At 53.1% G+C, this 12,528-nt stretch carries 11 protein-coding genes; all 11 read right to left on the reverse strand.

Translation table 11 applies throughout. From position 1 onward, the window contains the following. Nucleotides 1-372 precede the first annotated feature (372 nt). Nucleotides 373-822, reverse strand: a complete 450-nt coding sequence (locus QZR17_RS01000; protein ID WP_297126528.1) for an ATPase — start codon at nt 820-822, stop codon at nt 373-375. Between the two features lie 49 nt (nt 823-871). Then, entirely contained in the window at nt 872-2,716 is a 1,845-nt protein-coding gene (locus QZR17_RS01005; protein WP_297126529.1) for a V-type ATPase 116kDa subunit family protein, read from the reverse strand. 8 nt (nt 2,717-2,724) lie between these two features. Further along, nucleotides 2,725-3,369: a V-type ATP synthase subunit D gene (locus QZR17_RS01010; protein WP_288965379.1), complete on the reverse strand. Its 645-nt coding sequence runs from the start codon at nt 3,367-3,369 to the stop codon at nt 2,725-2,727. A 22-nt stretch (nt 3,370-3,391) separates the two neighbouring features. After that, the gene (locus QZR17_RS01015) at nt 3,392-4,747 is read right to left on the reverse strand and encodes a V-type ATP synthase subunit B (RefSeq protein WP_296161762.1); all 1,356 of its coding nucleotides are present in this window, start codon (nt 4,745-4,747) and stop codon (nt 3,392-3,394) included. 13 nt (nt 4,748-4,760) lie between these two features. Next, nucleotides 4,761-6,554, reverse strand: coding sequence for a V-type ATP synthase subunit A (locus QZR17_RS01020; RefSeq protein WP_297126532.1), 1,794 nt, complete (start codon nt 6,552-6,554; stop codon nt 4,761-4,763). Between the two features lie 36 nt (nt 6,555-6,590). Continuing rightward, nucleotides 6,591-7,505, reverse strand: a complete 915-nt coding sequence (locus QZR17_RS01025) for a DUF2764 family protein (protein WP_297126534.1) — start codon at nt 7,503-7,505, stop codon at nt 6,591-6,593. A 6-nt stretch (nt 7,506-7,511) separates the two neighbouring features. Next, nucleotides 7,512-8,126, reverse strand: a complete 615-nt coding sequence (locus QZR17_RS01030) for a hypothetical protein (protein WP_297126536.1) — start codon at nt 8,124-8,126, stop codon at nt 7,512-7,514. 347 nt (nt 8,127-8,473) lie between these two features. Next, the gene (gene rpsU / locus QZR17_RS01035; protein ID WP_296165370.1) at nt 8,474-8,668 is read right to left on the reverse strand and encodes a 30S ribosomal protein S21; all 195 of its coding nucleotides are present in this window, start codon (nt 8,666-8,668) and stop codon (nt 8,474-8,476) included. Between the two features lie 84 nt (nt 8,669-8,752). Beyond that, entirely contained in the window at nt 8,753-9,751 is a 999-nt protein-coding gene (locus tag QZR17_RS01040) for a glycoside hydrolase family 130 protein (protein ID WP_297126539.1), read from the reverse strand. Between the two features lie 6 nt (nt 9,752-9,757). After that, on the reverse strand, nt 9,758-11,044 hold the full coding sequence (locus tag QZR17_RS01045) for an MFS transporter (RefSeq protein WP_297126540.1): 1,287 nt from the start codon (nt 11,042-11,044) through the stop codon (nt 9,758-9,760). Nucleotide 11,045: 1 nt separating this feature from the next. Continuing rightward, nucleotides 11,046-12,524, reverse strand: a complete 1,479-nt coding sequence (rodA, locus tag QZR17_RS01050) for a rod shape-determining protein RodA (protein WP_297126542.1) — start codon at nt 12,522-12,524, stop codon at nt 11,046-11,048. Nucleotides 12,525-12,528 lie beyond the last annotated feature (4 nt).

Consider the following 12,528-nt stretch of genomic DNA (forward strand, 5'->3'; position numbering starts at 1 on the left):
TGGAAAAACTCTAATACCAATATTAGTAACGCCTAATATCGGTATTAGTCTTCTCTAATATCGGTATTAGATTAAGGAGGGGATTTTCTCTATCCGATGATGTCGGACACTCGGAGTCGGAAAATAGCTGCGATCTCTGATCTAGGTCCGTGCTAAGCAGTTTGGCTACTTGGTGTGTTTGATAAGGACGAACCTGAGGTCCTTGACAGCTCACCCCACCTGTATATCCCACGAGACTATTGTTCCGAGAGTCCCATCTCGTTTCCTCTCTATTCAGGATGCCACCCTCTATGGACCCTTTTGTAGATAAAAAAAGGGATGCATCCCGCTACAGGACACATCCCTTACTGAGAATTGATTAGGCTCTACTTATCAGAGAGAGAACATGGTCAGGAGGGTAACGAGGAGCGCGAGGATCGCGTACAGCTCGGGGAAGACCGCCTCGACCATGGAGATGGCAAATACATTGTGACCATCAGCGGTGGCAGCAATACCATGAGCAAGGACCTTACCCTGCTTCATAGCTGATAGGAGACCTACCGATCCGAGGAGTAGACCGCAAAGCAGGATGGCAGTGGCTGCGAGTACAGACATATCTGCTGCGATATGCTGGCTGGCGAAGTACCAGCCCACAAATCCATAGAGACCCTGGGAGGAGGGAAGCGCTGAGAGACCTATGTACTGACCCATCTTGGAGGGATCCTTGCGCATCGCCCCGATAGCGGTGATACCGCAGAAGGAGAGACCATAGCAGCTACCGATACCGGCGAGACCGACCATCAGTGCGATACCCAGGTAGGCCATTAGAAGTGTAGTAGACATAAATTGATTTACTTATTGAGTTTGTTATTGTTTTGTCAAGAATAATGTATCACTTGGAGACTTTCTCCTCAATAGGAGTGTAAGGCGTCCCCCCTCCCTCGTACTCGGAATTATTGAAATACTCTACATAGGTCAGTCGGACCGGATGGACGAGCGAGCTGATCATAGTAAGACAGAAATTGAGCCCATGGCCAAAAGCGAGGATCAGCAGTCCTACCGGTATCGCTGCCCAGATGGGCATAGAGGAGGTAACAGTCTCCGTGAGGGTATTGAAGACCCCACCGAGGATACCTCCCGTCAGACCGATGGCGAAGAGGCGGATATAGGATAGGGTATCTCCCAGAAGCCCCGAGGCAGTATTGTAGGTGTCCCACAGCCCTTTGCCAAGATTGACAAAAACGCTCTTGCCGGGAGAGTTGAGGAAGAAGACTGCTAAGACGCAGAGCCCTACAACGCCCCAGAGGGTGTACTCAAGCCACTGTGGCAGCTGAATGCTGAGGGCGGGTAACCCGACCACAAGCCCGATGAAGATCACCAATGTTGGCCAAGCGAAGCTGGCGAGCGAAGCGCGGGTGCCGCTCTGGTGCCTAACCTTGAAGGCAGCCACATACTTCGCAAATAGAATCTGGACGAGTCCCAGCGCTAGGGAGATCACCATCAGGTTGTCCGACGAGAGGAAGAAGTCCTTGATCGAACTGAGGAAGGGGACCTCGATGAGTGAGATGCCGAAGAAGGTGCCGGCAAGGAATCCCATCACCACGCCAGCTCCACCGAGCCACTGGAAGAGCTCTAGGTACATCTTGGCACTCTCACCCACCTTGCGCTTAAAGATCGTCGCCAGTATCAGCACTACCAACCCGTATCCTGCATCTCCCGAGCACATACCAAAGAAGAGCATGAAGAAGGGCGCAATGAAGGGTGTCGGGTCAAACTCCCAGTAATTAGGAAGGGAGAACATCTTTACCAGAGGCTCAAAGGCCCTGCCAAAGCGACTATTGGAGAGCTTGATGGGCACATCCTCCCCATAGACAATTTCCTCCTGGACGTAGGCGATACCCTCCTCTGAGAGTGCTGCCTGCATGGCGGCATCCTGCTTGGCGGGGACATAGCCCTCCAGCACCATCAGGCGATCGTCATAGAGGCGATCAGCCTGATAGTAGGCATTGTCCATCTGATAGGTATCGGCGAGGCGGGCCTCTTGCTTATCGAGTATCTGATCGTGGTGTGCTAAGTAGAGCTTTGAGTCCGTCAGGAGCCTTAGGTCCTCCTCCAGACTCTGTCTCTCTACCCTCAGAGAGCTAATGGATCGGTCGGGTAGACGGACCCGCTCGGCAAACTCAAGCTCCGGCTCCGGCTCGTCCTCAGAGGTGATGGTGACGAAGTAGGTGGAGCGACCGGCAGTCTGAATGATCTGAGCGTGGTAGAGCTCCTCCCACTCCTTATTGTACCTCTGAGAGAGGACGGTCCAGAAAGTCATATGGACCCCCTTGCCCCTCAGCTTAGAGATCAGTGTGGGGTCAAAGTCGCCCCAGTATGAGAGCTCATGCTCTTGGGACTTGAGCTCAGAGAGGATCCTCGACTTCTCCCTGATACGGGCGTCAAGGTCACTGATCTGACTTAAGTAAGTGTCATAGTCCGTCAGGGTCTCCTCAGGAAAGTCTATGTGCCGGATGCTATCGGGAGTCTGCTCCTTCTGCAGGGGATGCTGGTCCTTGAGGAAGCCGAGACTCTTACGCAGATCGGTCAGCTCGTCCTGCCGAGCCTTTACCTCTCTGATGCGGTCGAGCTCGTTTGGATCCTTATTCTGTCGGACATGGATCACGCCTAAGGAGCGCAATTTCTGTAGGAACGCCTCGTACTCCGGCTCGAAAACCAGGAACGAGTACTTATTCATCGTCTCTATCATACTATTGCTTCCATTTCTGATTCTGCCTCCATGGCGTTGCGGCGCTTCTCCTTCTCCTCATCGAGGTGAGCGCGCATAATCTTTTGAGACGCCTTGGAGAGCGACTCTTCGTCCTCGAGGTAGCGCTTGATCTTCAGGATCGCCTCCTTGAGACCGGGGATCTGAACTTTCTCGAAGAGGTTGACCTTCTGCGTCGTCTTACGTCTGGCATGTTGCAGGATGTCCAGCTCCAGGCGTCCGACCTCTGCTTGGATGCCAACGGTGGCGAGATCCTTGATCAGCTGCGTGCCCTCCATATACCAGGAGGGGGTATTAAGGAGACTAAAAGGGCGAACCTCAAAGTCTACCTCACCCAGCACTGGAACCGGGATGCCGGCCACCTTGCGTGTCTCGAGATGGACATCCTCCACTCGGACAAGAGAGGGATCAAACTCACTCCAGAGGGCAGTCATGGTGTCGAAATTCTCGATGCTCTGCTCTACCTGAGCCTCGAGATCCTCGACCTCCTTCTTGACCCGCCGCACCTCGAGACGAAGCGCACTCTCCTTACTCTTGATCGTAGGGAGGATTCGCTCTCGGAGCTGGAGATCCTTCTTCTGCCTCTGGAGAGAGGTTTTGTTGTATTGAAATTTTACAGCCATACCTCAGTCGTACTCACCGGGATTACGCCTCCTCCTGAGAGTGACCGACCATCTCCACATCCTGTGGCCAGTACTTATCGACAAGAGATTGCTTGATCGCCACCTCAGCAGGGGTGAAGTGCCGAGCGAAGAGCCGCCATGCCGTATCGAGCATCTCTGTGGTATTGATATTGACGTCAATGGCGAGGAGGTCATTGGCGTACTCCTTGGCGAAGTCGAGCGTACGCTCGTCATAGTCAGTGAGGTCAAATCCATTCTCCAGCTTTGTCTGAGCATTGGAGGCATCAGCGAAGAGGCGGACGCCGGCATTCATCACTTGAGGGTGATCCTCACGGGTCTTCTTCCCGATCACCTGCTGCTTCAGTCGTGATAGGGAGCGGAAGGGATCGACGATGACCTTGCCGATAGTGCTGTCGGTACGGAGATAGAGCTGCCCCTCTGTAATGTATCCGGTGTTATCCGGAACTGCGTGAGTGATGTCTCCCCCCGACAGCGTTGTCACAGCGATGATGGTAATGGAGCCACCAGACGGGAATTGGGCTGCTTTCTCATAGACCTTTGCTAGGTCGGAATAGAGGGAGCCGGGCATAGAGTCCTTGGAGGGGATCTGGTCCATCTTATTGGAGACGATGGCCAGCGCATCAGCATAGTTGGTCATATCCGTCAGGAGGACGAGCACCTTCTCATTCTTCTCCACTGCAAAGTACTCTGCTGCTGTGAGGGCCATATGAGGGATCAGCACACGCTCAATAGACGAGTCCTCGGTGGTATTGATAAAGGAGACGATACGATCGAGCGCTCCTGCCTCGGCAAAGGTATTGCGGAAGTAGAGGTAGTCGTCATTCGTCAGTCCCATACCGCCAAGGATGATCTTGTCGGACTCAGCGCGCATCGCCACGGTTGCCATCACCTCATTGTAGGGCTGGTCCGGGTCGGCGAAGAAGGGGATCTTCTGTCCCGTAACGAGGGTGTTATTGAGGTCGATGCCGGAGATACCGGTCGTAATCAACTCTGAGGGCTGCTCACGACGGACAGGATTGACTGACGGACCTCCGATCTCCACATCCTTGCCCTCGATGATCGGACCATCATCGATGGGCTCTCCGTAGGCATTCATGAAGCGTCCGGTGAGAGAGTCACCCACCTTTAGGGCAGGAGCCTTGCCGAGGAAGGTCACCTCGGCATTGGTCGGGATGCCCTCCGTCCCGGAGAAGACCTGCAGTGTCACCACATCGTCCTCCAGTCGGACGACCTGAGCCACACGACCGTCGATGAGAGCCAGCTCATCATTACCCACACCCGTAGCACGCAGAGAGCAGGTTGCCTTGGTGATGTCGGAGATGTGGGTGTATATCTTTTGGAATGCTTTCTTAGTCATAATCAGTCTACCCTTAGGCGTTAGCCATTTCCTCTACTACGTGAGACTTGTCCACACGGCGTGTCTCGACCATCTTCTTAGCCCGCTCACGGTACTTATTGTAGTCCTCGCTACGGAATTCGGAGTAATTCATCTGCCTCAGCTCGTTGATCAGTTCCTTGAAGAAGACGGAGACTTCGTTGAAGTCCTCAAACGTAAGGTCGCTCTCACAGATATTGATTACGAGAGCTAGCATCTCTTGCTGGCGCTCCAGAGGGCACATAGCATCGATGGCGTCGAAGGCATCCTGCTGGAGGATGACGAAATCGATCAGCTCAGACTTCCAGAATGTGACATGGTAGTCTACAGGGACACCATCATCACCGAGGATATTGATCTGCTCAGCGATCTCCAGTCCCTGACGCATACGGTGCTTGACTTGACCGACCATCTCCAGCCAGTCGGGCGAAGCAGCCTCAGCGACGTACTTCTGAAACTCCGGATACTCCAGATACTTCGAGTAGGAGTCGATAGGATTGACTGCCGGGTAGCGCTTCTTATCTGCGCGATCCTGCTGGAGGGCGTAGAAGCAGCGGGCCACCTTTTGGGTATTCTCGGTCACCGGCTCCTTGAGGTTACCACCGGCAGGGGAAACAGTACCGATGAAGGTGATCGACCCAGTCTCCCCATTCTTCAGATGGACATAACCGGCACGTGCATAGAAGGCCGAAATAGTAGCCGAGAGGTCCATTGGGAAAGCATCCGGTCCAGGTAGCTCCTCCATGCGATTGGACATCTCACGGAGTGCCTGAGCCCAGCGAGAGGTGGAGTCTGCCATCAGGAGCACCTTCAGTCCCATAGTCCGGTAGTACTCAGCGATCGTCATAGCGGTGTACACTGACGCCTCACGAGCCGATACCGGCATATTGGAGGTATTGGCAATGATGATCGTGCGCTCCATCAGCTTGCGACCTGTGTGAGGATCCTCGAGCTCAGGGAATTCCTTAAAGATCTCAACCACCTCATTGGCTCGCTCACCGCACGCAGCCATGATCACGATGTCCGCCTCAGCCTGCTCTGAGATCGCATGCTGGAGGACCGTCTTACCTGTACCAAAGGCTCCCGGGATGAACCCAGTCCCCCCCTCTACCATAGGATTGGAGATATCGATGCAGCGGATCCCTGTCTCAAGCAGCTTAAAGGGTCTCGGCTTGTCGGCATAGCAGGGCACCGCCTGGCGGACGGGCCACTTCTGAGTCATGGTGATGGAGTGATCCACTCCACTCTCATCCGTCAGCACAGCCATCTCATCGTCCACGGTGTACTGGCCCTTCGGGGTAAGCTTCTTGACCGTATACATCCCCTTGAAGGTAAAGGGAACCATGATCCGGTGGGGCTGATGATTCTCCTCCACAAGACCTATCCAGGATCCAGCCTCGACAGTGTCGCCTACCTTAGCAGTCGGCTCGTAGTCCCACTTCTTGTCCCGATCGAGAGGATCGGTATACTCTCCACGCTTGAGGAAGAGCCCAGTCATTTTATCCAGATCATTCTGGAGACCATCAAAGTTCTTAGAGAGCAGTCCTGGACCGAGGGTCACCTCAAGCATATGTTGCTCAAACCGGACCTGGTCGCCGATCTTTAGTCCGCGGGTACTCTCATAGACCTGCACATCCACCAAGATCCCCTCGATCTTGATGACCTCAGACATCAGCTCTGAGCCATCCTCGAGGATGACAAAGCAGATCTCGTTTTGTGCGACAGGACCATTTACCTCTACAGTCACTAGGTTGGAGACCAACCCTACCACCTTACCTGTAGTTTTCATCTGTATATCGTTTTATATTGTTGTCTATCCCTAAGCTTAGAGGCGGTTATGTCTCTTGGCCTCTGCCCGAAACTTCTCAAGGTCTGACCGGCTCTCGTGATTGAGCTGATCGATGATCTCTCTGAAGCGACTCTTGCCTATCTCTGCATCGAGAGAGCTCCAGCGACTCAGCATCTGCAGCTTAAGCAGGTAGGCAAGCATGGTATCTATGGAGAAAGTGTCAGCAAAGGTGAGACTATCCAAGTAATCCCACTTCAGCTGATCAATGCGATGCTCCCTGACGGAGAGATCCTCCTCCTCGGAGATCTGTAGCACCTTCTGCACCACCTCTCCCTCCTCGAGGAAGCTTATATCATGCCAGTTGCCACTCCTGAGGAGCCGCACCAGCTCACTATCACCGACGATCAGCCTACGAGCGTCAAGGTCGTGGCGCTTGATCGTAATAGCTGCCAGCACAAGGCGTATGGAGCGATCAAAGCTAACCCAGGTGCGGACAAACTCATCCCCCCGCTTCATTACGTAGCGGAAGTAATAATTATCTAAGATATCCTCGTAGAAATGCTCTGCTGGACGGTCAATCTCTTGATCGTGGCGATACTCGTACATGAAGTCCACCAGATAGGAGGGATAGGTCTTCGGATCAAAGTGTAGCTCCTCTCCCACCATCTCTGAGGTAATCATACCTCTCTCTGCAGCAGCGACCAACTTGCGTAGCCTGTCGGGCCCTACTACGTATGGGACCTGCGGCTCGGGGATCGGTCGATCATAGAGTAGAGCCACGAGCGCTCTGTTGTCCTCACTGAGGAGCAACAGGTCCAGGAGCTGACCATCTCGGCGGGTAAGCTGCCCGCGAAGAGTCTCCACAAACTCCCTCAGAGTGAGTGGGGGATTCTTCCCTATCTCCGGTCTCAGTGTCGGCAGACCTGCTCCTAAGGCATAATACTCAGCCATAGAGGGTCACTCTTTGTCAGGTGCCGTGAAGAGAGCCTCCCGAAGCTGAGGCCGCATAAAGTCCTTGAAGTACTCCGTCAGGGCCTCCTTGCTTACCACGACCTCGTAGCCCTTATCGGCTGGTGAGATGGCAAATGATGCCGCCCTACCCTGGACACTTTTGATGTCAAGTCCTTTCGCAAGGATCCCGGAGGCATGGTTCATAAAGTACTTCCTGAGAGCCTCACCATCCTCTGTAGAGACAGTGACGCTATTGCTCCCCTCGTCAAAAAGCTTTTGGCATAGCCTGAGTACTACATCGTAGAGCCTCTCAGGGTCGGCAAATGCTTGGTCAACACCCTCGCTGACAGCACGATCATTGATCATATCACCGATCTCCGTCCTCAGTGCATCCGAGGCACGATCAGCCGAGAGCTGAAGCTCCCTAAGGGAGCGTTCACGTAGCCCGGCCACTTCGCTGTCTGCTCTGGATAAAATCTCCTTAGCCTTTGCCTCAGCCTCAGCAAGGATCTTGTCTCTCTTCTCCTCTGCTACTGCTACGATCTCCTCTGCGCGAGAGTCAGCCTTGGCGATACCATCCTTGTAGATCTTACTCGCCAGTTCTTGTACTTTGTCGTCCATACGAACTCACTCGATATAGTTGCTAATCTTATTATCCTACTTTATGACTACACGTGAACGACTTCACGCATAATATCGGCAAACCTACAAATAATTCCTATGATAGCTACCCTCGTTTTATCTTATTGATGCGACTTTGCATAGAATTCCTGTTTTGGGCCATTTTGCAATGGTCGTGAAGGAGATGAATGCCCAGTCTTGCAGGTTTTTCTACAGTGCTTCTCGAGATAAGATGCAATAAAAAGAGAGACAACGGAAAATAGCCGTTGCCTCTCTATGTATTTACACCTCCTCAGTGTTATATGTATTCTACATGGTCTACTCTCCTTGTCTGTCGACAGAGAGTATCACTCCGTCATCTCCCTACGCATATTCTCTACGTAGCGAGCCTTCTCCATCTTACGACGGCGAATATCGGAGGGCTTACGGAAGTTGCGATTATCGCGCAGACGACGCATAGTGCCTGTGCGGTCAAACTTCCTCTTGAATCTCTTCAGGGCACGCTCGATATTTTCGCCCTGGCTTACCGGTACAATGATCATATAGTAATATTTTCAATGTCCACGAGGATCCATATGTCCCCGCTTCGCCTGCAAAGGTAACCTATTTAATTGGTATTCCCAATACTATAGGATGTTTGTCCTCCGCGTAAAATCGATTATCTCAGGGATATACCCAAAGGCGATGCCGGTGACAGAGTCGGCGCATCCATAGTAAATGGCAATGCGTCCGCTATCCGGATCGTGGAGTGCAGCACAGGGGAAGCAGACGTTGGGTACATCCCCGACACACTCATACAGCTCCTGTGGAGAGATAAGGTATGCCCCACTCCGTGCAGTCACCTTCCAGGGCTGATCCTTATCAAGGAGTGCTGAGCCGAAGGCGTACACATACCCATTGGCGCTCCTGAGCACACCATGGTATATGAGCAACCATCCCTCCGAAGTCTCGATAGGGATAGGTCCAGCTCCGATCTTGAGACACTGCCATGCGCTTACCTCAAAGTCAGCCGGTGACATCACATGGCGGTGGTGTCCCCAAAACTCCAGATCCGGTGACTCGCTGTAGAATATGTCCCCGAAGGCGGTATGACCATTGTCGCTCGGCCGGCTGAGCATAGCATAGCGGCCATTGATCTTACGTGGGAAGAAGACGCCATTGCGATTGAATGGCAGAAATGCATTCTCCAGCTGATGGAAGGTCCGGAAGTCGTCCGTCCAAGCCACCCCGATGGTGGGTCCATGATAGCCATTGCACCACGAGACAAAGTAGCGACCATCAATCTCTGTCACCCGAGGGTCATATCCATAGACCCACTCCCCCACCTCAGGGATATCACAGTCGAAAACAATCTTATCCGGGGAGATGTCCCATAAGAGACCATCCTGACTAAATCCCACGTGGAGACGCATCCTTCGATTGGTGTCGTCGCAGCGGAAGACCCCGGCATACCCGTCCTTGAATGGGACGACTGCACTATTGAATATACTGTTACTTGTCGGTGTCTCATGCCGACCGATGATGGGGTTTTTGCTGTATCTCCAGAGTGGAGCATGACATCCTTGAGGGCGATCCTCCCAAGGCATATTGGGGAGAGACCTCCCGGCAATTTTGATATTATCCATATTCATTTATTTAGTGAGTTTATTACCATCTCCATCATAGGAGAAAGGTACTATTTTTGCGCATATCAGCCCAGGTATGGACACTATGACCGCAATGAGGAAGAATGAGCTGTACCCTACCGCATCGCTGATCGTGCCACTGACTAGACCGGGAATCATGTAGCTGAGATTCATCAAGCTATTGGCAATGGCATAGTGTGCCATGCGATGTGGTCCTGGTGCCACCTGCTGCATCATGAAGAGCGTTAGACCGACGAATCCGAAACCATAGCCAAATTGCTCCACAACGATCCCCACCGCTGGCCATACTAGATTGGTCGGGTGGAAGAACGCAAGGAGGAAAAAGATGATGAAGGGGAGATTGAAGATCACTGCCAGAGTGAAAAGTACCTTCCGTAGACCATAGTGACCTATGTAGTACCCGGCCAATATGCTTCCTCCTATAAAGGCTATCGTCCCCAGCGTCCCGTATATGAGTCCAAAGTCCTTATTTGTCAGCCCCAGTCCTCCGAGCTCGGTGCCGGCCTTCAGGAAGAGAGGCGCCACCTTAATGGCCAGCCCCTCAGTAAAGCGGTAGAGGAAAATAAAAAGCAGGTAAAACCAGATGTGCTTCTTCTCAAAGAAACTAACGAAGATCTCCCATACCCCTTGCAGAGTCGCCCTGAGAGATCGCTTCTCATCCGTTACAGGGGCTTCACTATGGGGTAATACTGCCATATGCCACACTCCGAGTAACAGCATCAGCCCGCCTGCCACCAGTACCATACTCTGCCAAGAGCGGACAATCCCAATAGAGGTAGTGAGGTAGCCCACGAGATAGACCAGTCCGCCCTTGGCCAGCACCTTGGCGATGTTGTAGAAGGCACCCTGCCACCCGACAAACTTGCTCTGAAGCGTAGGCGTGAGCGCTTCCATATAGATCCCATCCCCTGCTATGTCATGCACCGACCCTGAGAGTGCCATCACAGCCATCAGTAAGAGCAGTAGCGGAAAAGACTCCTCCAAGCCAAGTGATGCCGCGATCAGGCCAAGCATAAGCGCTGAGATAATCTCAGAGATAAAGACGTACTGCCGCTTACTCCCGAAGAGCTCCATTACCGGGCTGAAGAAAGGCTTTAGGCTCCACGGAAGGATCAGAAGTGAAGCCCAGAAGGTGATTTCCTTATCCGGGATGCCCATGTCCTTGAAGAGCAGCAGCGAGACGTCCGAGAGCATGACCATCGGGAGCCCCATGGCGAAGTAGACTGTGGAGACCCACGAGATAGGATTGAGTTTGGTGTCCGTTTTCCTCATATTATCGGAGAGTGGAGACCGGCATACGCGAGGCATCCAGTCTCAAGAGTACAAATAAGAGCAGGGTAAAGCTTAGCAACGATGATCCGCCATAGCTGATGTAGGGGAGCGGGATGCCGATCACTGGGACGAGACCGATCACCATCCCCACATTCACCAAGAGGTGGAAGAAGAGTATAGATGCCACCGCATAGCCGTATACGCGAGCAAAGGTCTCTGGCTGGCGCTCTGCAATGTAAATGATACGGCAGATCAGGGCGAGGAAGAGGAGTAACACAACTAAGCAGCCGATGAAGCCCTCCTCCTCCCCGATGGTACAGAATATGAAGTCCGTTGTCTGCTCGGGCACGTAGGAGAGCTTAGTCTGAGTCCCCTGCAGGTACCCCTTACCGAGCAGGCCTCCGGAGCCGATCGCAATAAGACTCTGATGCACATTGTAGCCGGCACCGGCAGGATCGTCCTTAAGTCCTAGAGAGACGAGGATACGGGTCTGCTGGTGGGGCTGGAGGATATTGTCAAAAAAGTAACCCACCCCGGCGTACATAGCCACACTCACCCCGGCAAAGGTGATCAGCCGACCGATATGTCGACCTCTATGACCATAAGCCTGTAAGACCACCCATACCAGCAGAAGCACCAGCGCAAGGATGGCAAAGATCGAGAAGTCAACACTCATCCACAGGGAGAGGATTGCAGCCATAATCATCAGCGAGGGGGCAATTACCAAGCCGACCAACCAAGCTCGGTCAAGCTCGCAGTAAGCCTGTGCCGAGAGCACCACACCGAGATAGATCAGTAGCGGGACAACCAATCGCCCGGCCGGGGTAACGCCCCAAACCGACTCGGCAAACCTGAGCTCCAGCACGAAAAGCAGAGCGCAGAAAACGCCAAAGAGCGGGACAGCACTACTCAGCCCCTCTCTGTAGAGGATGATGATGAATGCAGCGTAGACCAATGCGGATCCTGTCTCTGACTGAAGTACGATGATCAGCATCGGGGCAATGATGATGGCAAAAGCGATCGCCAGATCACGAGTGCGCTCGAGGCTAAAGTTATACTTCGACATCCACCATGCCAGCATTAGGGCGGTGGTGAGCTTAGAGAACTCCGCCGGCTGTAGCCTCACAGAGTCGGTGATCACCAACCACGACCGTGATCCCTTGATGTCCGGAGCGATGAAGATTGTCACGATCAAGAGACCGATCATGGCGAAGTAGAATACAGGGGCAGACTGCTTCAGGAAGAAGGTGTCTATAAGCAGTATGGCAATCGCTGCGCCGGCAGAGATCCCGATCCATATCAGTTGAGACAGTGCCCTACCCTCAATACTAAAGGAAGTATCGGTGATGGTATAAGTGCCATCGGCTGCATAGATGGTGAGCCATCCGATCACTACTAAGGTTAGGTAAAGCAAGATAGCCAACCAGTCAGCCCGGTGCCTCAGTCCCATCGAAGTCCCGGAGGATAGTCTCTTAGTCATACGC

It is taken from the genome of uncultured Porphyromonas sp. (assembly GCF_900541275.1).
In the GTDB taxonomy this organism is placed as follows: Bacteria; Bacteroidota; Bacteroidia; order Bacteroidales; family Porphyromonadaceae; genus Porphyromonas_A.